Genomic DNA, 21,965 nt, shown 5'->3' with positions numbered 1-21,965 from the left:
GAGAACAAAGCCTACCCGAGTCGGGAGCGATTTCTTCTCTAGGGCCAACTAGTAGCCCTGCCGGCGAAGGTAGGGGGTTGCCGAGTTTATGTGCAAGCGAGGTGCTGCTCGCGACGACATATCTGGCCGGAGAAATTGCACTAAGTGCTTCTAAAAAAGTTTCCAGGTGCATCAGCAGATCAAACATTGGCAGGTTGTGGCGTCGCAACAGTTTATCGGGTGAAAAAAGAACTTAGAAATAAGGTGTAAAAGGTATGGAATCTAAAAGCTTGAAAGTATTAGCAAAGCGATCTAAAGCATAATTTCAATTGCGCGATATAACAGATAACAGTCGAATACTATTTTTATAGCTCAAGCAAAACTACACAAATGCACTGATAATCTGCTCATCAACAAGTCCGAGAAAATCTTGATGGCATTTACTCAGGTAAGCTTTCTTCACCTTCGCATAATTGTTTTCAGGTTCGATTTGGAGAAGATAATTAATTCGGCCTATTAAACGCTCATAAATTAATGGATCAAAATCTGGCAGCCGCGCTAGACTACCAATATTTTTCTCCAACTCATAAATCTGAGCCCTGAGCTTTCTCTTAAATGATTTCGGAGCCCTAACTTGGCCAGAAGATATTGAGACGCCCGTTACAATCTTTTTCCTACCAGCCAACTTTAACTGCGTTTTTTTATGATTTAGATGAAAATCATACTCCAATAAAATCTCACCTACCAATGACGCCAAATCCCTAGGTATAAACTCCCCTGAAAATGCCAGATCGTCTGCATAACGAGAATATTTTAAACCAAAAAAATTTGCCAGTCCGGTAAGTCTGACATCTATCGGGCTGAACACTAAATTACTAAGTGCGGGACTTGTACATGCGCCCTGTGGAAGGCCATTATCCAAGATACAAATAAGAGAAGTATAAAAACACACATCAGCTTTAGCCCCATTTCTCTGAAGAGCTTCGAAGACCATTTGCCTAGAAATACTAGGAAAAAAGTTCTTTATATCAAGCTTCAATAACTCACTACCATTAACATGAATACGAGCATGATCAATCGCGCTCTTACCCTTCACATATGCATAGGCAGAGGCAGAGGAATTAGCCTCAAAAGGAAAAAACAAATTATTCAGAATATTGCTCTGTATAATCGCTAAGGAAGGGTATGGAGAACTTATTGTCCTAGTTCCACCACTTTTTTTTGGAATTTTGAATTTTCTATAGAAGTTCGATGGGCTTGCTATAATACGTGACAATACAGAAAGCTCCTCCTCGGTGGAAATACCAAGGAGCATATGTACGTGCGAATCTATCTGCATAGAAAACCTACGTAGTGTTGAAGGCCGACCCTACCAGCTTGCTCTTTTCACTTAAATTCATTCACGTAGTGAATGGATTTAACTCTATCGAGGAGCGAGCGAAGCGAGTGGAGCGATAGAGTTGAATTCATTCGTGGCTAAAATCAGCCTGAATGATAAAGGCGGATACACCTTCGATTACTAGAGCCGACCCCAACGCGGGCATTATACATAACGATGTGCTCCGGTCAAGGTTTTAGGAGTGTACTCATCCAACACACTAGGCCGTTGAGTTTTACGGAGCCTGTTTAGCAACGCGATCTTAGCATTAGATAGATCTGGTGAAAGTCTAACGCTTCGACCCTCCCTAACAATTAAATCATTACGGATCATAAAATCCATGACTTCTATAATTAGCAGAGGGGAGACGCCATACTGAAAGTGAAAATCATAAATTTCGTGCCACTTCCGATCAGAAATAAATTCAATAAACTCTTTAAGCGCTGTTCTTTTTGAGCTCATTGATCAGCCCGCTCGACTCAAGAGGGTTTTAAAGCTATCCCCACTTTTCAACTTTGCCCACCAAAACACAGGGAAGACATTGTTAGGGCAATTATCATTTGCTACGCAGTACAGCGCTTCACTTTGGGAAAACCCTAAGCTGAAGTCTTTTAATTTTTTATTTTTATAGTTTTCGTGCAGTTTCTGCTCCAGTCCAAGCATAAGTAGCTTATATTCATCAGCCACTTTAGCCTCATACTTGTCTGAAATAGCTCGATCTAGAGATATTGCTGTAAATACTTCGAGTCCGGTTTCATCCGCAATCCGATCGCATCCAAACCGCATACCTGCTACAGACATATAATAAAGAGTAAAATCTTCAACTCCAATTGCCGAAAGGTTTTTGGCCAGCCATTTTGCCTTTGCGATTAGCTTTCCACCGCTACCAATGAAGTCATCAAAAAGCACGACGAGGTCACCGTTCTGTATATGCTTCACCCCACTAGGAATGCTAGGTAACATCCGAAGGTGCCAATCATCACAAGGATCTAACTTATTCTTAAGCTTTTGCATGGCTGCTACAGAGCCATCAATTTCCTTATCGTTACAGGCTGCAACTATCCACGTGGTTTCTGGACTCAACCCCCAAGCTGTGATTTTAGCACTGAGATCTCTGTATGCCTTTCGCTCTTTTTCCGAGTCCAGGATCACAAATTCTTTTATCAGCTCTTTCAAAAATACTTGTTCGCTTCGATGATCACAGATATTCCACAGATCTGTAAATTCATCTAAATACGCTCTGACCCAAGTCTGAGCCTCAACTATTTCAAACATGTCATATAATACATCCGCTGAGACTTTTGTTGCGACCAAGCTCAAAGAAAGCTCCTTGCAAAATAAATATTTGCCTGAGGATGAAGCGCTAAAATCACACTAAAAAATTCTACTACCGCCTTTCACGTCAAGCATAATTCAAAGATAATTTGATATCAACAACAATGAACCACCTTTGAAAGTTTTATACTGGTGTCGTGAGCGGTTAGTTTATTTTCTAACGTACAACGATATACCGTGCCCCCCTCGCCCCGAGATGGTTCCAGGCATGCCTCGTCCAATTGCTCCCTTTGCACTGCAGCCCGCCGACGTTCTTACGCTTCAAGGTTGGCTGCGCATGAGTACGCTGGAGCAGAGCCTTGCTCAGCGGGCGCGGATACTGCTTTTGCTCAATGAAGGGGTGACGCCCATTGCCATCTGTGGGCAGTTACTGATCACGACACCGACCGTGTTCAAGTGGCGAAAGCGTTATCTGGAGTCGGGCATCGATGGCCTGAACCACCTGCCGCGTAGCGGTCAGCCTTTGAAGCTGGGTGCTGAGAAAGTCAAAGAAATCCTGACCCTGACAACGCACCGGGTTCCCAAGGAAGCAACGCACTGGAGCGTCCGGTTGATGGCCAAGTACGCTCGCGTTACCACCTGGCAAGTCCGGCAGATATGGGCTGCGTCGGATCTCAAGCCGCACCGACTGAAAACATTCAAGGTCAGCAACGATCCGCACTTCGCTGAAAAGGTCATCGATGTGGTCGGGCTGTACCTGAGCCCTCCGGACAACGCCATGGTGCTGTCGCTTGACGAGAAAACTCAGATCCAGGCGCTGGATCGTAATCAGCCAATGCTGCAACTTCGGCCTGGGCAGATCGAGCGGCGAACCCATGATTACAAGCGCCATGGCACGGCGAGCTTGTACTCCGCGTTCGACATCATGACCGGTGAAGTAATGGGCCGGATTACCCAGCGGCACCGGGCCAAGGAGTTCCTGGATTTCCTCCGGCAGATTGATAAGAACACGCCTGCCGAGTTGGACCTCCATGTGATCCTGGATAACAGTTCGACCCACAAAACCCCAGCGATCAAGGCCTGGCTGGAAAAACATCCGCGCTTCAAGCTGCACTTCACGCCGACCAGTGCGTCCTGGCTAAAAGCGGTGGAAGGCTGGTTTTCACAGCTGGAGAGACGCGCACTGTATCGAGGTGTCTTCACCAGTGTTACTGATCTGAAAGTCGCGATCCGCCAGTTCATTACTGCTCATAACGAGCATTCAGCCAAGCCGTTCAAGTGGACAAAGACCGCAGCGGCCATCATCAGCTCGGTACATATGGCAAAGCTCACATGGATCGATTCTTTTGCTAACACGGCAGGATCCTCAAGCGCCTTCCGACGCACCGGGCGAGAGAGATAGAGCATCTTCTTCCGCATAAGTGGCAGTTGGTTTAATCACGCAAGACATTATGCCTGGCGCATACCCCCATCCTATAGCCGACGCCAATTTCTTTACCTCGGCTCTACTGAATGAGGCACGCTTTGCCAGCTCTATAAAGACCTCCATATCGGATGCATACCTGTTGATAAGGAGGTTTCGCATTACAAAGGAAGTAAGTGACTCATCAGATCGTATTTGCAAGAGCATCGGAAACGCCGGTGCATTGGTGCCAATTTAGGAACCGGGCGGGAGAAGCCTGTCGCGACATCAATGGAGCCAGCGAGCGCTCCCCTGTGCTGCGACAGTTTTAATTAGCTAGCGACAGTTTAGATTCTTTAAATCAAGTTGGTGCCAAACAAAATATTCTGACACTAGCGGTTCAGCAAATTCTGGGCGAAACCAACCAACAGAATACGTCGGCTGACGTGAGTATTTTGACACCGAAGAAGCAATCTCACCAAGCCGGTACTAATTTTCGACATATGTTTTGACACCGCCCTCTATGTACATCGAGTGTACTGAGAGGTCGCAACGAAAGCCCTCAGCAATCTGCAAAAGCACTGTTCAAGCAAGCGTGTACAAAAAATGTAGAAAGCCAAAGACGCTAGGGCACCAACGAAACCAGTAATTCACGCTTCTGAGCCACGGAGTTCGTAAATAATTTCTTGTGCGATCGCAATGCTGCGCTCCGCTCTATGTCGATGTTGCAGACTCAGTTGGGGTAACGCGCATTGATACTCTTGAATCGCTCGATCTAGATACTGAGTATCTGCTTCGCGCTCCCCAAGGAAAAGAAATGCATTGCCTAGTGAAAGCTTAGTCCTTCCCCAAGCTGCTCTCCCGCGATCGAGGGTTCTAACTAGTAAGGCATCTTGATATGCTCTAATAGCTGCCTGAAGGCTCACAGAACCATCTTCGTGTTCAGCGAGGCTTAGAAAGGCGTTACCAAGGTTGTGCTTTATCAAGGCCCAATCCCAAGGTGCTAGCTCGTGCGAGAGCTTATCTAATGCTTTTTCATAAGTTTGCTTGGCCTTCAATATCTTTTCAGGGCTATTCTCACGCTCACCGATTTCGAGGAGAACGTTACCCAAAGAGCTCATGGTGCTTGCCCAGCGGTTCAACCCGCGCAGCGGTGTCCGCTCCTGCAGCGCGAGCTCGAAGGCCTTGTTCGCTTGAGTCAACATCGCGATATCGCCTTCCAGCTCTCCGATTTTCCAGCATGCTACGCCTAAATTATGCTGTGTTGTGGCCCACTCCAAAGGTGCTGAATTACGCGCACGTCCCGATAATGAAGCTTGAAAGGCGTCAATCGCTTCCCTTATCAAATCTGTATTTCCTACACGCTCACCTAAAGTCAGGAGCGCAGCGCCCAAATCGCTCTGCGATGTAGCCCAAAGAAATGGCGTGACCTCAAGCGTGCGCTTTTGCAATGCGGCTCGGTGAGCGTTGACTGCCGCTCGAAGGAGTTCGTCGTTCCCCTCTCGTTCACCGGTTATCCGTAAAACAGTACCCAAATTATTCTTTGCCATTGCCCACACAAGAGAAGAGCCTTCAAGCGCTGGCTCCTCAAGTGCGACTCTGAGAGATTGGGCCGCTTCGTGAAGCTGACCAGGATTAGCTTCACGCTCACCAATAGCCAACAGCACAGCGCCTAGATTGGCACGCACCTCAGCAATCTCTAGAGGAAGATTCTCCTGTACAAAAACTGACAGCACTGCTTGATAAATCCTTACCGCCTCAACAAATCTATCGCTGCTATTTTCACGACGCCCCAAGATCTGCAATACGTTGGCCAAACCGTTCTGGGCCATAGCCCAATCAATGGGCATAGCGGTTTGGAAGCTGTCGTCTAACGCCTCTCGAAAAACTTCCTCCGCTCGCAGAAGTAAATCTTTGGATGGTGCTCGCTCGCCAAGTCGCGCAAAGGACTTACCCAGCCAACTCAGGGCCTCACCACTTTCGCGACTGTCACCCGCTTGCTCGACTCTCTTACGCGCCAGAGCTACCGCCACATCCAGGAGGAAGTTAACGTCATGCATCTCACCTTCCTGAAAGTAGTGCACAAATCGTAATCGGTATTCTTCGCTCATGACGGGGCAATCTGGGTGCTCAATTCCCAGTAATTTTTCCTCAGCGTCTGCAACTCGCTCGGGGGCGTGGGCTACAGCTCCATGCTTAATCGATAGCTCGAGTAGCTGCTTTCGTTGACGCTTTGCAATCTCACGCTCACACTCCTCGCGCCGGTCAAGTTCTGCAAGGGCTTGATCAATAGTTCGCGATCCTTGATCAATCTGGCCTGTTTCAATTGATCGGATTACGCTGGCATGGGCATCATCTAGAAATCGATCTTTATAAAGGTCGGTACCACCCTTACTAATTATGTCTAGAGCAGCACACACGGCGTATTCAATTTCTTGTACTGCACGTGGAAAATCTATTAGCTCGTCAGGAAGCAGAAGCTGTGCCTGATCAATAATAATTTGATGTGCTCTCGGATCCTGGTTGCCTCCAAGTTTTTTGTAAACCTCTGCCAAGAGCAACTCAAGCCGAGCCACCTTTGTATCAACTTGTTTTACCGCCCCCGTATTCTGATCGATTTTTGCGTTTAAGCCGTTCAGTTCGAGAATCAGTTTTTCGAAACCTGACGCCAAAGCTGTATCGACACGACCTAGCCACTCCCCAAGTCCACTCCCATCTGGCGTGACATCTAAAGACTCAAGCAGTTGATCAAACTGCCTCTCCTGCCCCTCCAACAACTTCAAACACTGCTGACCCAGCTCAATGCCAAGGTTACTAAACGCAAGCTCAAAAGCGCTTCCCGCTTGTGGGTAACGTTTGGGATCCTGAATCAACTCCGTGAAGACGATAAGAACCATATCTCCAAAGCTATACATAGACCCGCCGCCAGGAGCAATCAAACCTCGCTCAGCTATGTGCTGATACGGGCCTGGTATGTCGCTTAACTCGCAACCCAGTATGTCTGCAGTGATCTTTTGAAATGCTTTGGATATCGCTAAGCCGGTATCCACTTGCTCACCTGTCAAAGTAGCAGGGGTTTTACTAATAACCTTTTGCAAATGCTGATCGATCGGTGAATCAGAAAGAGGAATAGTTCGATCGAAGGCGGCGTAACGGAGTGCTTTCAGCCGCTTACGCAGTACAGGTGAGAAATTTTCGACGTCTAAAGCTTTGGACATCCAATCGGGTGATGCACAAGCATCCTTTGCTGATTTATCAACCTTTAGGGCAGCCTCAATCCATGCCAAACGCAGCGCACGTTTCAGGTCGTCATTGGCTCCCAGCGTGGCAAAGATATTAAAATCGTTAAACCTCGCCTTCACATTTTTTTTAAACTTTTCAGGCAGAAGCCCGGCAATCTTAGGCAGGTTCCCTAGCATTACTCGAAGTAACTGTTGACCAAATTCCATGCTTCCCCTCCATTGTCAGCTCATTAACATATCGGCCAAACGTGACGCATGCAAAGCCGATTCAGACACGCGCCCCCAAAATGGCCACCAATTGCGGGAAGGGCTACTCCGAATCTCTCCTATATTGACTACTTCGGGGGTCGGCATGGCTCGACTGCTGGAAAGGAAATTTTCTCTGTTAGCTCGTTCAGTCCAAAGGAAATGTGATGAGAGTAGCGATCTTGGATATCCAAAATTTCCGCGGTATCCGTGCAGGAAGCGTTCACTTTAAAGACCATCCTGTGCTGATCGGGGCTAACAACACCGGCAAAACTACGGTGATAGAGGCACTGACGCTTCTTCTAGGAAGGGAGCGGATGATCAGGGAACTCACGGAACATGACTTTTACGGTTCAGATCCCCAGCCTGCCGACCGAATAAAGCTTGTAGCCACAATCACAGATTTTCCTTCCGAAGACCCTTATCAGAATACCGATTGGTTTAGAGACGGCAGAGGCGTGCCTAAATGGTTGGACGAAGCCAACGGTACGATCAGCGCGGTTCGAACCGAGGAGGCATCGAAGCTATGCTGCCAAATTGGCGCTCAAGCTTATTTCGACCGCGACTCGCTCTCGGTCGAGATGGTTCGTTACTTCCACGATCACGATAGTCCGATGGATCCCTTCGCCGACGACTCGCCCGTGGGCGTTCCTCCACGCTTGATAAAAGAAATTGGGTTTTATCTCGTGCGAGCGAGCCGTACCTGGGACAAGGTTTTTACATGGGGGAGTGAGCTTTTCCGGCGTACGCTGCAAGCAGCCGCAGCCCAACCGTCCGAAGCCATTTTAGCTGAGCGCGATCGGCTCAGGCGTCCGGAGGCCCCAATCGAGAACGATGATCGAATTTCACCGCTGATCCAGAACGTCAACGCTGAGTTAGCGAGATGCATACCGAACGCACCCCATGTTCAACTGCGGGTGACGAGTACTGATAGTCGATCACTCCTCGACTCTGTCGCAGCACATTTCGCTGTAGTCGGAGGACTGGGCGTACCCGCCGCCAGACAGGGCAGCGGCTTGGTTTCACTGCAAGGTTTGTTACTACTACTGGAACTAGGTCGAGGACGTGCAGCCGCAGGTGAAGGATTTCTAATGGCCTTAGAGGAGCCCGAGCTTCACCTGCCCCCAGCAGGTCAGCAACAGCTGGTACAACGAGTGCAAGCACTTTCGACCCAAACCTTCATTACTACGCATTCCCCATTGATTGCTGCGGTATCAGATCCAACCTCTGTATTGATTCTCCGAAATGTCGACGGTCATCTCTCGGCCCTTCCTTTTTTATCACAGCCGTTGCTACCAAATGCCCAGAATTGGAAGAGGAAGTTTTTTCAGCAAAGTCGTGTGGACGTCCTGTCGGCTTTAATGCACCCGTGTGTATTGGTGCCTGAAGGCCGTGCTGATTTCTTGTTACTGAAAACGGTGCTACGACCTTTGATGTTGTCCGAGGGTTGGTCCACGAGCATGCCATCTATGTTTGGATTGGAGGTCGGCGTCGTACCCACTGAGGATGCCAAAGTGGTCGAGACGTTCCAGTTACTGTCAGCCACTCATAACAAGGTCTGCTGCCTGGTGGACGGCGACAGAGACGGTAAACGCTACATCACAAGCCTTCTAGCAGAGCCCACTGCTCCCTCATCAGTAATACGGTGGGCTGACGACGAAATGATCGAAGACGCCATAGGCTGGATTTTGGCTGCGGATGAAGACGACGTAGTTGGGAGGCTTACGGAGTTGACGGAGGTTGCCCCCTCAACTGTGTCCGACATCGTCACCCACTTAAAAAATAAAAAAGTGGACGTGATCTGCTACGAGTCGGTGGCAGACGCGATAGTTAACTCACCTCTCTGCCGTGCCAGAGCAGCAGAGTTGTTCAGCTGTTTGGCTATGGCGTGCGCGGGAACTGCTAGTGCACATTTCGTCGCCGACCCAGAGGGTGTCTGGGTGTTCCAGCCATGACAATTCAATCTTTTTCAGGCGCGGCAGGCTGTGGAAAAACTCATCAGTTGATGGCAAACCTAGCCACGAGATTAGAAAGACATCCTCTACAGGCGTTTCAGAAAGTTTTGGCGTTAACCTTTATGCATGGGTCGCGCCGTCGCTTGGACGATCGGCTGAGCGGTGTTGCTCTTCTGCGCCGACAGTACGAGTGCACAACAATCGATGGATTCGCTTGGCGAATCGTCAGTAGATGGCAAGCACTAATAACCCAATTAGAAATGGGACATCCAAGAGTCAATGATTATGAAGCGGTGTGTCAGGTCGCCGCGGATCTCCTTTCTCACGATATCGTTGTCCGCTGGATTGCCGCGACATATCCCGTTGTGGTCGTGGATGAAGCACAAGATCTCACGCCAAACCGACTGCGGATAGTGCAGGCAATGGCTCCCCATGTGGACCTTCTAATTGCTGCAGATGAGTTTCAATGTCTCATCGAGGAACTACGTCCTAATCCAGCCTGCGATTGGTTAACTGCTGTTGGCCACGACGCACTTCTTCAGCAGCCTAGGCGCACCTCAGATCGTAATCTCCTTGCCGCCGCCGTTGCTATCCGATCAGCACAGGCTCCAGCATCAAATGGGCTCTTTAAGATTTTCCACACACCCACACCAGCTCTCGCCGCTTCTTACGTTTCTAATGGCATTGGTTGGAATAGAGGGGGGAATCGGGTCGCGATTATCACCCCAACAATGGGGCAATTTGCCCACGGCATCCTCACGTGGGTCGCCACCCGAACAACAGGCAGAGGAAACGGCCCCTACAACATAATTCTGGAAGAGTCAGAGACCAAGCTTGCCGACACATTCGTTGACGATCTGGCTTTGCCGGACCAAGCCACATTGGCGGAAGCTTTCGCATTGATGGCGGAAAAACCTGCACCGATTGCTCAAGACTTCGTGCGTTGGCTAGAGAAACAGCGTCGGACTAAGGGAAGGACTCATGTCCTTCGCGAAGAAATGGAGGACACAATACGGCACTCATTTTCAAACCAACGACGTCTAAGCTCACGAGATGGGCCAGGTATTCGAGCGCTAACCGTTCATGGAGCAAAAAACAGAGAATTTGATCTAGTGATTGTGCTTTGGCCTGCGGCAATTCGTGGAAATGACGAGCAGCAGAGACGGCTACTTTACAATGCCGTTACCAGAGCAAAGCACCAGTGTCTGGTACTAGTACAACTTCCGAGAGCAATGACACTTCCTCCTTTCTCCGTTCGAGAGGAGTTAGCTTTAAACGAGAACTAGCCCCTAGCACTACGTAACTTTAGGTGAGGTTGAGACAAAACGATTAGCTGCTGCAATGTCAGCAGCACCTGGACGATTTTTATGAGTCGAGCTTTGAGGTATCTCAAATTCGTCTGCCTTAGTCCACCGAACTCCGAGTCCGCGAACCAGATAGCGGTTCGTTCTAGAAAAATCAGATGCCTCTGAAAAGTCACCCTGTCTGAATGAAATCATTCTCAGATCGTACAATCGAGTAATGGCATCCGCGATGTGGTGTCTCTTAACACCGGTAATCAGCGCTAACCGGTCATAGGACAGCATAGCGATGCCACCTCGATTTGAGTCCCTGTACGCAAGTAAAGCTACGTACACCTTTAATGCCGACAATGACGCTCTGCTGAAGTTGAACTCAGTAAGCATGAGAATTTTCGCTCCAGACGAGCCATCGTAAAGCCAGCGTTTCGGGATCTTCGCCCAGCTTTTACTTTCAAGCCAGCCGCAAATCAGGATGCTCGACCCCTTCCTGAGGGCCTGTGCTTTTCGCTGAATAAGCCCCTCTACTTCTAGTCGCGTCAACGCCTTCGCAACAGTTGGCCGAGACAAGCCAGTGAGCCGAATCAGCTCCTCATAAGTCACGCTCGCATTTCCAGTTATGAAATCTGCCCGACAGCACAGCGCTAGGTAAAGCTTGAGCGAGGAAATGCATGCGTTTCTTGCGGACTTATCCTCCTTCAACCACATCGACTTTACCGAATAGGACTCATCCGCAAAGTTGACTAGCTCGCCTGCACGTATCCAATCGACAGGCATTTTGGCCCATTCAGACACAGCACGACCCATTTCGACTTCGCTCATTTCGACCTCCACGCATGCATCAGCAAACCAGCACTCAGAAGCAAGATACAGCACAACGCTAGCTTCAACGGATCAGCCGAGAGCGCTTTATCAATCACAAACAGGACGGAATTCATTGCCTGGAACCTCAAAAAAAATGGCTACAGGAGAAACGTTAACGCCAAGCGCAGCTGCTATCTAGATAGAGGCGCTCATCATAATCTACGTATCTATTTGTTAAATATGAAGATTTAGGCAAACTGATTAGTTAATTTGAGATCGACTTGAGACGTGGATTTTTGCCTGTTTTTTGATCAATTTAAACTCAAGTTTAAATTCCAATGCGCTCCAGCACATCCTATCGAACGAGCACATGTGCATTGAAACCAGCTGACTTATGAGCACTCACTGTTGCAACGGCTCAACACAGGCTAAGCGCTATATCGAGATCTGTGCGAAGCCTTCGACCGAACCCCATCAATACATAAATCGTATTTTTCGTCTCAAACAGACACCCATGAGTGAAAGAAACCGCCAACGTTGTTCGAACCCAATCGCCAGGTGGGAAGCGGCCTTTGCTATCTTGGATAACGGTCAAAGCGTAAACCAGAGCAGGGATTAACCCTCTATCGGTGATGGCTTTTCTCTGACGTGTTGTAACTTCGATGTCCAATATTGCCCAATCAGCAACAAGACAGTAGGCACGGGAAGGAAAGTGCAGATTGGCGAGGGCCACTGCATCTGGGTTGGCGAGTTGGCACCCGCTTGTTTTCTCCCCTGCAGAAAGCAGTGAGGTAAACCCTACCAAATTCATTCGTTCCTCCGGCCGATCAAAAAACCGATTCGAATGAGAAACATCCTTCAGCATAGTTCCCAGCGAATCGCCTGGTACCGATGGCGACGAATAGCAGTTAGGTCATATCAAACCTCGTTCCTCTACTCTCCCTTTATCTCACTGAACGGGATGATTTCTATTGGCGGCGCCGCCGCACAAAGTGGTTTGCGCCAATAACCCACGCTATGCCATTGGCCGTGCTTGAACCCAACCTCGGGGTAGGTGCCGATGTGGGTGAACCCGAGCGCTTCATGGATACCTATGCTTCCCGCGTTGGGTAAGGCGATGCCGGCATAGGCTGCATGAAACCCCTGTTTCTCTAGGACTGGTAGAAGCTGCTGATAAAGCGCACGACCAATCCCTTTTCGGTGCACAACCGGGTCGACATACACGGTGACATCCACCGACCAACGATAGGCTTCCCTGGCTCGATGCTGGCTGGCATAAGCGTATGCAACGACCTTGCCGTCCATCTCTGCTACCAGATAGGGATACGTTGGCAGTGTTGCGGCTATTCGTGCTGCCATCTCATCGACAGTCGGTGGCGTCAGCTCAAACGAGATGACCGTGTCCAAAACCATCGGCGCATAGATAGCCTGGATGTCAGAGGCATCAGCGGGTGTAGCAACCCTCACTTTATAATTCATGTCTTTCCTTGCTGCCCCTTAAAGAACCACGTTTGAAGGGCTGAACCACCTAGGCCAAGCCCTTCAGAATGTCGCGATAGAACCGTGAACTTTGCCTCAAACGGGCTCACCGCATCCACGAACCGCAGAGAGCACCGTTCACTGAATTGGTAGCTTCTGCTCGTGGAGACCAGGCTGCGGGATATCCACGACAACCTCTTTACCACCGAGAAGCTTCGCCAGGAACAGCGCCGTCAACCCACCGAAAAACTGCGCAATGATGAACGGCGGTACGTCTGATATCCGTATCCCCGAGAACGTATCGGTGAACCCGCGAGCAATCGTCACCGCCGGATTCGCAAAGCTCGTAGAGGACGTGAACCAGTAGGCTGCGACAACATACGCGGCAACCACCTGAGGCACTTTTGCTTTGTGATATTTATCGCACAGCAGAATTGTCAGCACCAATCCCGACGTTGCTAGGTACTCACTGAACCACTGCGACGGCCCGGTACGAACATGATGGGAGAGCTCGACCACAGGCAGCTCGAACATGAAATGCGCAGCGAATACTCCGAAGATTGCACCCGTTGTTTGAGCCGCCACGTAGGGGCCCAGTTGTTTACTGCTCAGTCCTCCGCGCAAATAATCGATTACAGAGACCACCGGATTGAAGTGCGCACCGGAAAAAGTGGAGAAGCACACGATCAGTACGTACAGGCTCGCGCCAGTTGCCAGCGCATTGGCAAGAAGCGCTAGCGCATCGTTACCGTTCGCTAGGCGCTGACCCATGATTCCAGAACCAACTACGGTGCACAGCAGAACTGCTGTACCGAGAAACTCAGCCAAGATCTTCCGTGAAGTACTCATTGGATAGGCTCTATGAGGAGAGATTTTAGGGGGAGCGGCTACTGAGCTGGCTCGTAGCCGCAGACGCTGTTACGAGCAGCAGGACTTGGGCTTAACGGGCTGACTTCCCTCCGCGACATACAGCGCATCGTCTTTGGAAAGGTAGGCATCTTGTGAGGCCACTTCCGTGGGTACACCGCGCTTGTAAACCCTGCCGCTATCGCCGGTTAGTTCAAGCCCAGGCCCTCGGTAGATCACCGTCACGGACTTCCCATTCTGAACTTCAGGCTTGGTACCAGTGACAGTGACGGAGTAGAACCGGACAGAGCCAATTCGCTTGGTTGAGGCGTCGTTCCGGGCCTCAATCTTTATTCCCGTGAGACCGACTTCCTGAAGCTGCCTGTAGAACTCCTGCTCCTGAAGCACGCCTGAGTAGCAGGCCGACCACAGCTTGGTGTCTCGTTTCAATTCGTCAGGTATGGCGATATCTGAGACGTTGTCAGAAATTGCAAAACGGCCACCTGGTTTCAGTACCCGATAAATTTCGGCGAAAACATTCTGCTTTTCGGTCTCACCAACCAGATTGATCACGCAGTTCGAAATCACCAGATCGATAGACTGGCTGTCGATAAGAGGCTTGGACTGGGAGCTATCGCTGATGAACTGCTCGAAATTTTTCCATGATGCCCAATCAGCACAAGGCTCTGTACGCAGGCGTTCTTCGGCCAGCTCCTGATCGACTTTCAGGTTGCTCGCGGATGCCTTGTAGAAACGCAAAGGTGCGCTATCCGTTGCCTTCTGAAACGCCTTCGCTTCTTCACGAGCGATCTGCAACATGCTTGGGTTGATGTCGATACCAAAGACAGCACCCTTACTGCCGGCGATTTGGGCAGCGACGTAGCAATTCAGGCCGGCCCCTGAGCCCAAGTCCAGGACGACATCACCCTCGCGCACATACTTGGTCGGGTTACCGCAACCGAAGTTGGCTTCGATGATTCGCTTTGGAATGTTCTTCAGGTACTGGGCACCATAAGCGTCGCTGCAGCAGCTCTCAGTCAGCTGAGATTCAAGGACAACGTTACCGTTGCCCAACGCCTCGGTGTAGTCGGCGATGATTGTGTTTTCAATTGCAGAAGTCATTACTCACATCTCCGGATTAGCAGCACGAAGTACCATCAGCGCAGCACGATTCCTCGGCAGAGCCTGCGATAGGTAAAAGCCCTTTGGTGACCTTGGGATCTCGAACTGAAGGCGTGTTGCAGTCGAAGTAGCCGCTCTTGTCCAAGGCTGGCTCGACATAGCAACGCACTGGGATGAATTGGCCTTGGTAAGGCGCGGACATCAGCAGATTGAAGGTCTTCTCGCACACCGCTGTACGGATGCCGCGCTGGTACGTATGGCCGTCGTCGTCGACGGTATGTTTCCAAGGGCCTTTGTAGATAACGGCATGTCCCTGGTCGAGGCACACGCCGGCTTTACCCTTGTATGCGCTCACGGTGAACAGGCGGAACTCAATGCCGTCCTGAATGGAGACAGGCACCTCGGATGCGAGCTCATAGGTGATGCCATGGAAACCCGCCTCGCAGAGTTGCTCGGCAACAGCGGGCTCCGTGAGCGCGTTATTGCACTCCAACCCCTCAACAGTGAAGGCCCGGAGCGATACGGCTTCCTCGTCAGACAGAATCGCCGGGAATACCAAGCGACCATGACGTTGCAGTCGCTCATAGAGCGATTGCGCGATTCGGCCAAACTCGGGCTCAGCATTGAAGCCTTCCCAATAAATGTTCGCGAACAAGGTCGCGTCGGCATCGTGCACGTTCGGGCTGAACGCTTTGCCCTGACCCTGCCCTAACTGGGTGGCGAGCTCTTCATTTCGGTACGCAGAGCAAATGAAAAGCGTGTCCTTGCGATCCTTCAGCGTTCTGTTTAATGACTCGTTATGCGCACGCCAAGCAATATGGCCCGGCACCTGAAGACCATCAGTTTGGTTGGCCAGCCTGAGAGCTGCCTGCAACAAAGTAAGTGACGACATCTGTTATCTCCTTAGCATTTCAGGCAGCAACGTTTGAACACACCTTCTTCTGGCGGTGTGACCGAGTCCATGAAGAGCTTGTCCAGGCGGGAGTCCGAATGCTGCCAGTCGAAGTGAAACTCGTGCTCCTCCAACTGCAACTCCTTCACCGTGTCGTTGTTGAGCAGCGGTGAGCCTTTATAGAGATGCAGCCGAGTCTCAAACTGGATGGGGTCGACGATGTTCTCCAACTCGTTGCGAGCAATGAAATCGTGCAGCTCGGCCATGTCTTCAAGGCTCACCCAAGGGTTGAACGTGATGAAGGTCGGGTTAACCTTGACGCCGGCCTCCTTCAGAAACGCCAACGCCTCCTCGATCATGGGCACGTTCATTTCCTTGAAGACCTGATCGAGAACTTCCTGCTTGGGGAACTCCAGCGCGGTGGTGATGAAAGCAAGCCCGAGCGGCCCCATTTCCTTGATGGCGTCTTTGTTCTCCAAAATATGATCCACGCGAGTGGTGAAGTCGTACGTGAGGTCGGGGAATTGCGAATGCAGAGTCCGGATGATTTTCAAACCGTGCTTCTTGGCATTGAAAAAATCGGCATCCGTGAAGGTGAGGTGAGTCATTCCCTGTGCGACGAGGTTCGCCACGTCGCGCTCAACGAGATCATCGGAGACCAAAAGCACCTTGCCGTCATAGGCCGCATACACCGAACAGTAGGAACACTTATGGTGACATCCGCGCGACCCTTCGACCCCACCCACAACTTTCTTTTCGCCGAGCAACTTCTCCAGCTGAGGTTGGGGATATTTGTGTAGAGGCGGTGCCAGGTCCCTGCGCGGCAGGCGGAACCCGTCACGTATCAACTGAGGCACAACAATCTCACTGGAAAGGCCGCGAGTCCGATCGATCACTCCGCGCAGATCTTGTCCCTGTTCGCCACTCAGGTGTTTAGCCAAGCTGACAATGGGTTTTTCCCACTCGCCGGCGATCGCATAGTCTCCGTATTTGGAGGCCAGGCTCTTTGCATTGATGGTCGCGTATTGACCGAAGAAGCAAATTTTCTGGGAGGGCTTCGCTTCTTTAAGCTGCTTGGCCAACTGCGTTCCGGCAGTCAGAGAGTCAAAAAGCGGTACGCAGATGAAGACCAAATCTGCGTCACTGAATCTCTCCAGGGCAAGTCCCTCGACGTAGATATCGATCAACTGCGCTTCGATATCTGCATCGAGTAGAGCTGTGGTTGCAGATATCGCGTTGAGCGGTTGATACCCCCCTTCGAATGTACTGGCGACCAAGTACTTCATTCTCTTTCTCCTTGAGCTCAGGCACGACGATTCGGTGACTGGAGTCACTGATGGTTTTGTAGGAATTCGAAGTTAAAGCGAGATCAGCAGAAGGACTGCCAAGCCTATCAATGCTTGTAGAACTGAGCCGGCGGTCACTAGGCGCATGTACCTGCCGGTGCTGTATTCGGGAAAGGCGTCGGTTTTGACCAACCAGTAATAGCTGTCGTTAGGGAGAATGGCGACGAAGGATCCCAGGCATACGGCGAACGTGACGCTCATCAAATCCACTCCGCTCGACGCCAAGATTGGCGAGAGAACAGGTGGGATGGCAGCAAAGGTCGCAAGCGAAGAACCATTCAGTGTTTTGAATACCGCTGCCAGCAGGAACACCCCAACCAGAATATGCGTGGTGCTGCCCGACGCGCTGAATGCCTGCTGAATCAGATCCTTGGGAAGCACCATACCGAGGGCTTGGCCCAACGCAGACGCACAACCTATGGTGAACAATAACGAGCTGGTTCTACGCATTGCTTTGGACAGCAGATCTTGAACCTCGCCAGGTTTGCAGCTAATCGCGATCAATAACGATGTGGCGATCAGCGCACCGGCGGGAGTCGTGAAGAACTCGATTACGGAATGCTGGTTCTTGGTGATGGTGTACCCGGCGATCAGGAGTGCAAAAAATACAGCCAGAGGCAGAATTACTTTGATAACCGAATCCTGAGAAGCGGTTGGATCAGTCGGATCACTGGTGGATGAAAAGTCCGAGCGGGTCGTCCAGTAAGTCCAGATCGTTCCGGTAATCCACGTGACGACGGTAAGCAGCAATCCTAGATACAGAAACTTTGGGTCATGAGTGTTGGCTCCCAGCCCAATCCCGATGATCAGCGGGCCAGCGGGCATCAGCAGCTTGAACCCTGAGTAGCATCCGATCGCGATGTACTTCCTGTGTTGCCCCGCAATGGGAGCAAGAGAGGCGTAGGCCGTATCGGGACAAACCATCCCAGCACCCAGCAGAGGTGAAAGAGAGATACCGAATTTTCCGAAAGACGCACTTCCTTGCGCCGAGATCCACCCGGCAATGAAAAACGCGCTCAGGATGACGATGGCGAAATAACCGAGGTTGTTTCCGAAGCCTTTGCTCAGCGACTGGAATACGTCCCCGCTGCTACTGCCAGCAAGAAGTGGGATCAGAATCGCGCCCAGTAGCATCGCTACAGGTAGAGGAATGGAAACACTGCTCCATAGGTTTCGTAACCGGGAGCCTGTTTTCGTCCTAAGCGTTTCTACCAACATCCCTGTACCTCCAAGCGTTACCGCAGCCGCCTCTGAAAATCCCGCAAGCCATGCCTCCAATTCACAATCGCAAAATACGTTGCGCACCGCAACTAATATCTTGGAACAATTTCGTCGGCCCTTATGCCCAAAAAAATGTGTCACTACGAATGCTAAGGTGGTATTAGCGTTTTCCCCGGAATTGCGAGCCGAGTGCTATGCCAAAGATTGATCAGATCGACCAGGATGCCGAACAGCTCTATGAAGCGCTGAGTCATTTGGTTCGCGTGTACCAGTTTCGTGACAGAGATCGCAGTTGCTGCGAGGGCTTATCCGTCACTCAATGCTACGCACTTGAGCATGTGATTAAGGCAGGGCCTGTTCGTGTTCAATCGTTGGCCAGCGAGCTATTTCTCGATAAGAGCAACGCTAGTCGGCTGGTCGATTCGCTTGCCAAACAAGGGCTGGTTCGCCGTGTGCCCGACGCAACTGACGGCCGCGCCCTAGCGATCACGGTGACGCCAGAAGGCACGGCCATCTATGAAAGTATTCGGTCGGATCTGGTGGGTGAAGCTCGCGACCTGGCCTGCGATTTGTCGAAAGAGGCACGTGATGGGGCGATCGAAATGCTACGTCGCTTCGCGAACGCCACGGAACAACGCTGCGGCCTGAAAGACTTGAACCGTGACGAGTATCTGCCAAGCAAATGCTGCTGACTTGGTAGGCAGCAGCTTCTCGCTCAAGTCGACTACTCCACCGTCACCGACTTCGCCAGGTTACGCGGCTGATCCACATCCGTGCCCTTGAGCACCGCCACGTAGTACGACAGCAACTGCAGCGGAACCGTGTAGAGGATCGGCGAGAGGATGTCGTGGATGTGCGGCATCTGCACCACATGGGTGCCTTCGCCGTTGGTCATCCCGGCTTTTTCGTCGGCGAACACGATCAGTTCGCCGCCACGGGCGCGGACTTCCTGCAGGTTGGATTTGAGCTTTTCCAACAGTTCGTTGTTCGGCGCGACGGTAACCACTGGCATGTCGTTATCCACAAGTGCCAGCGGGCCGTGTTTCAGCTCACCGGCCGGGTAGGCTTCGGCGTGGATGTAAGAGATTTCCTTGAGTTTCAGGGCACCTTCCATCGCCACCGGGAATTGCGCACCGCGACCGAGGAACAGGGTGTGGTTTTTCTCGGCGAACAGTTCGGCGATCTTTTCCACAGTGCTGTCCATCGCCAAGGCTTCGCCGAGACGGGTTGGCAGGCGACGCAGTTCTTCGACCAGACGTGCTTCGACGCCGTCCGCCAGGGTGCCGCGCACTTGGCCCAGCGACAGGGTCAGCAGCAACAGACCGACCAGTTGCGTGGTGAAGGCTTTGGTCGAGGCGACGCCGATTTCGCGGCCAGCCTGGGTCAGCAGAGTGAGATCGGATTCACGCACCAGCGAGCTGATGCCGACGTTGCAGATCGCCAGACTGGCCAAGAAGCCCAGCTCTTTGGCGTTGCGCAGAGCGGCGAGGGTGTCGGCGGTTTCACCGGATTGCGAGATGGTCACGAACAGGGTGTCCGGTTGTACCACCACTTTGCGGTAGCGGAATTCGCTGGCGACTTCGACTTGGCACGGAATCCCGGCCAGCTCTTCAAGCCAGTAACGCGCGACCATACCGGCGTGATAACTGGTGCCGCAGGCGACGATTTGTACATTGCGGACTTTGGCGAACAGCTCGGCGGCTTGCGGGCCAAAGGCTTGAACCAATACCTGATCGTTGCTCAGGCGACCTTCGAGGGTGCGTTGAACAACCGCAGGCTGCTCGTGGATTTCCTTGAGCATGTAGTGGCGGTATTCACCTTTGTCGGCGGCTTCGGCACCGTCGCTGTACTGCACGGTCTGGCGCTCGACCGCATAGCCGTTGATGTCCCAGATCTGCACGTTATCGCGGCGAATTTCGGCGATATCGCCTTCTTCCAGGTACATGAAGCGGTCGGTGACCTGACGCAGCGCCAACTGGTCAGACGCGAGGAAGTTCTCGCCCAGACCCAGACCAATCACCAGCGGACTGCCACTGCGCGCAGCAACCAGACGATCCGGTTGTTTCGCATTGATCACGGCAAGACCGTAAGCACCGTGCAGTTCCTTGACCGTCGCTTTAAGCGCAACGCTCAGGTCTGGCTGATCCTTGAGTTTGTGGCTGAGCAGGTGGGCGATGACTTCGGTGTCAGTGTCCGAAGTAAATACGTAGCCCAGCGCTTTCAGTTGTTCACGCAAGGCTTCGTGGTTTTCGATGATGCCGTTGTGCACCACCGCGATGTCGCCGGAGAAATGCGGGTGCGCGTTGCGTTCGCACGGTGCGCCGTGAGTCGCCCAACGGGTGTGGGCAATACCGAGGCGACCCACCAGTGGATGCTCGGCCAACGCGGCTTCGAGTTCGCTGACTTTGCCCGGGCGCCGCATGCGCTCGAGGGTTTCGTCGTTGGTGAAGACAGCGACACCGGCGCTGTCATAGCCACGGTATTCAAGGCGCTTGAGGCCTTCGAGCAGGATGGCGGTGATATTACGTTCAGCAACTGCGCCGACAATTCCACACATGCTTATTTCTCCTGACTGACAGCCGCGCAAATCACGGTGATACCGCGGGCCTGTATCTGATCGCGCGCTTCGATAGGCAGGCGATCATCGGTAATTAGGGTATGGACGCTGCTCCACGGCAGTTCCAGATTGGGAATCTTGCGACCGATCTTGTCGGCCTCGACCATGACGATGACTTCCCGCGCGACCTCGGCCATGACCCGGCTCAAACCGAGCAGCTCGTTGAAGGTGGTCGTGCCGCGCACCAGATCGATGCCGTCGGCACCAATGAACAACTGGTCGAAGTCGTAAGAGCGTAGTACCTGCTCGGCAACCTGGCCCTGGAAGGATTCCGAATGCGGATCCCAGGTACCGCCGGTCATCAACAGCACCGGTTCGTGTTCGAGTTCGCTCAAGGCGTTGGCGACGTGCAAGGAATTGGTCATCACCACCAGACCGGGCTGTTGGCCAAGCTCCGGAATCATTGCAGCGGTGGTGCTGCCGCTGTCGATGATGATTCGCGCGTGTTCACGGATACGTTTCACCGCCGCGCGGGCAATCGCCTGTTTGTATTTGGAAACGCTCTGCGCAGTCTCCGCGACCAGTTCCTGCGGCATGGTGATCGCCCCGCCGTAGCGGCGCAGTAACAAGCCGTGGCTTTCCAGCGCAGCCAGATCCTTGCGAATCGTAACTTCCGAGGTTTCGAAGCGCTTGGCCAGTTCATCCACACTGACTTCGCCCTGCTCGTTGAGCAAGGCGAGGATGTTGTGACGGCGTTGCGGCGTGTTGCGTTTCGACATGGGGACTTAAGTTTCGTTTCGAAAGATAACGGAAGTAATCAAAACCTATCGCTCTCAAATCGTCAACCCATCGCCCATAAAAAATCGCAACCACCGACAATTCCCGTAGGAGCTGCCGAAGGCTGCGATCTTTTGATCTTGAAG

General features: G+C 51.8%; 17 protein-coding genes. 4 read left to right on the top strand and 13 right to left on the bottom strand.

Going from position 1 to position 21,965, the window contains the following annotated elements; translation table 11 throughout:
• Nucleotides 1-361: 361 nt before the first annotated feature.
• Both ACM6IN_RS16025 and ACM6IN_RS16020 read right to left on the bottom strand, forming a co-directional pair.
• Nucleotides 362-1,255, bottom strand: coding sequence for a reverse transcriptase family protein (locus ACM6IN_RS16025; protein WP_414916344.1), 894 nt, complete (start codon nt 1,253-1,255; stop codon nt 362-364).
• 567 nt (nt 1,256-1,822) lie between these two features.
• Nucleotides 1,823-2,677 (bottom strand): hypothetical protein, encoded by an 855-nt coding sequence (locus tag ACM6IN_RS16020; protein WP_320395760.1) that lies wholly within the window; start codon nt 2,675-2,677, stop codon nt 1,823-1,825.
• Between the two features lie 223 nt (nt 2,678-2,900).
• Between ACM6IN_RS16020 and ACM6IN_RS16015 the strand changes: the two genes are divergently transcribed.
• Nucleotides 2,901-4,034, top strand: a complete 1,134-nt coding sequence (locus ACM6IN_RS16015; protein ID WP_320395761.1) for an IS630 family transposase — start codon at nt 2,901-2,903, stop codon at nt 4,032-4,034.
• Between the two features lie 650 nt (nt 4,035-4,684).
• Here the strand turns inward: ACM6IN_RS16015 and ACM6IN_RS16010 are convergent.
• A complete protein-coding gene (locus tag ACM6IN_RS16010; RefSeq protein WP_330212563.1) occupies nt 4,685-7,483 on the bottom strand; it encodes a tetratricopeptide repeat protein in 2,799 nt (932 codons plus the stop codon).
• Nucleotides 7,484-7,689: 206 nt separating this feature from the next.
• Here ACM6IN_RS16010 and ACM6IN_RS16005 point away from each other — a divergent pair, with 206 nt between their 5' ends.
• Nucleotides 7,690-9,477 (top strand): ATP-dependent nuclease, encoded by a 1,788-nt coding sequence (locus ACM6IN_RS16005; RefSeq protein WP_330212564.1) that lies wholly within the window; start codon nt 7,690-7,692, stop codon nt 9,475-9,477.
• Nucleotides 9,474-10,763 carry an ATP-dependent helicase gene (locus ACM6IN_RS16000; RefSeq protein WP_330212565.1) on the top strand — a complete coding sequence of 430 codons (1,290 nt, stop codon included), beginning with the start codon at nt 9,474-9,476 and terminating at the stop codon, nt 10,761-10,763. Before ACM6IN_RS16005 ends, ACM6IN_RS16000 begins: the two co-directional genes overlap by 4 nt.
• Before the next feature lie 9 nt (nt 10,764-10,772).
• Here the strand turns inward: ACM6IN_RS16000 and ACM6IN_RS15995 are convergent, their stop codons facing one another.
• From ACM6IN_RS15995 to arsQ, 8 genes are all read right to left on the bottom strand, one after another.
• On the bottom strand, nt 10,773-11,597 hold the full coding sequence (locus ACM6IN_RS15995) for a MarR family transcriptional regulator (protein WP_414916343.1): 825 nt from the start codon (nt 11,595-11,597) through the stop codon (nt 10,773-10,775).
• A 400-nt stretch (nt 11,598-11,997) separates the two neighbouring features.
• Nucleotides 11,998-12,390: a DUF6957 family protein gene (locus ACM6IN_RS15990; RefSeq protein ID WP_330212567.1), complete on the bottom strand. Its 393-nt coding sequence runs from the start codon at nt 12,388-12,390 to the stop codon at nt 11,998-12,000.
• 122 nt (nt 12,391-12,512) lie between these two features.
• The gene (locus ACM6IN_RS15985; protein ID WP_414916342.1) at nt 12,513-13,058 is read right to left on the bottom strand and encodes an arsinothricin resistance N-acetyltransferase ArsN1 family B; all 546 of its coding nucleotides are present in this window, start codon (nt 13,056-13,058) and stop codon (nt 12,513-12,515) included.
• Nucleotides 13,059-13,196: 138 nt separating this feature from the next.
• Nucleotides 13,197-13,907: an aquaporin gene (locus ACM6IN_RS15980; protein ID WP_414916341.1), complete on the bottom strand. Its 711-nt coding sequence runs from the start codon at nt 13,905-13,907 to the stop codon at nt 13,197-13,199.
• Between the two features lie 69 nt (nt 13,908-13,976).
• Entirely contained in the window at nt 13,977-15,026 is a 1,050-nt protein-coding gene (gene arsM, locus ACM6IN_RS15975) for an arsinothricin biosynthesis methyltransferase ArsM (RefSeq protein WP_414916340.1), read from the bottom strand.
• 16 nt (nt 15,027-15,042) lie between these two features.
• Entirely contained in the window at nt 15,043-15,918 is an 876-nt protein-coding gene (locus tag ACM6IN_RS15970; RefSeq protein WP_414916339.1) for a methyltransferase type 11, read from the bottom strand.
• 11 nt (nt 15,919-15,929) lie between these two features.
• Nucleotides 15,930-17,204, bottom strand: coding sequence for an arsinothricin biosynthesis radical SAM protein ArsL (gene arsL / locus ACM6IN_RS15965; protein ID WP_095113141.1), 1,275 nt, complete (start codon nt 17,202-17,204; stop codon nt 15,930-15,932).
• 72 nt (nt 17,205-17,276) lie between these two features.
• Entirely contained in the window at nt 17,277-18,482 is a 1,206-nt protein-coding gene (arsQ, locus tag ACM6IN_RS15960) for an arsinothricin export permease ArsQ (RefSeq protein WP_095113140.1), read from the bottom strand.
• 197 nt (nt 18,483-18,679) lie between these two features.
• On the opposite strand from arsQ, the gene ACM6IN_RS15955 reads away from it, so the two are divergent.
• Nucleotides 18,680-19,177, top strand: a complete 498-nt coding sequence (locus ACM6IN_RS15955; protein ID WP_095113139.1) for a MarR family winged helix-turn-helix transcriptional regulator — start codon at nt 18,680-18,682, stop codon at nt 19,175-19,177.
• A 32-nt stretch (nt 19,178-19,209) separates the two neighbouring features.
• On the opposite strand, the gene glmS is transcribed toward ACM6IN_RS15955, so the two are convergent.
• Nucleotides 19,210-21,042 carry a glutamine--fructose-6-phosphate transaminase (isomerizing) gene (gene glmS / locus ACM6IN_RS15950; RefSeq protein WP_414916338.1) on the bottom strand — a complete coding sequence of 611 codons (1,833 nt, stop codon included), beginning with the start codon at nt 21,040-21,042 and terminating at the stop codon, nt 19,210-19,212.
• A 2-nt stretch (nt 21,043-21,044) separates the two neighbouring features.
• A complete protein-coding gene (locus tag ACM6IN_RS15945) occupies nt 21,045-21,821 on the bottom strand; it encodes a DeoR/GlpR family DNA-binding transcription regulator (protein ID WP_007911964.1) in 777 nt (258 codons plus the stop codon).
• Between the last annotated feature and the right edge of the window lie 144 nt (nt 21,822-21,965).

Source organism: Pseudomonas sp. IT-P395, assembly GCF_949767675.1.
Classification (GTDB): Bacteria; Pseudomonadota; Gammaproteobacteria; order Pseudomonadales; family Pseudomonadaceae; genus Aquipseudomonas.
This window is presented reverse-complemented; position numbering and strand designations above follow the sequence as displayed.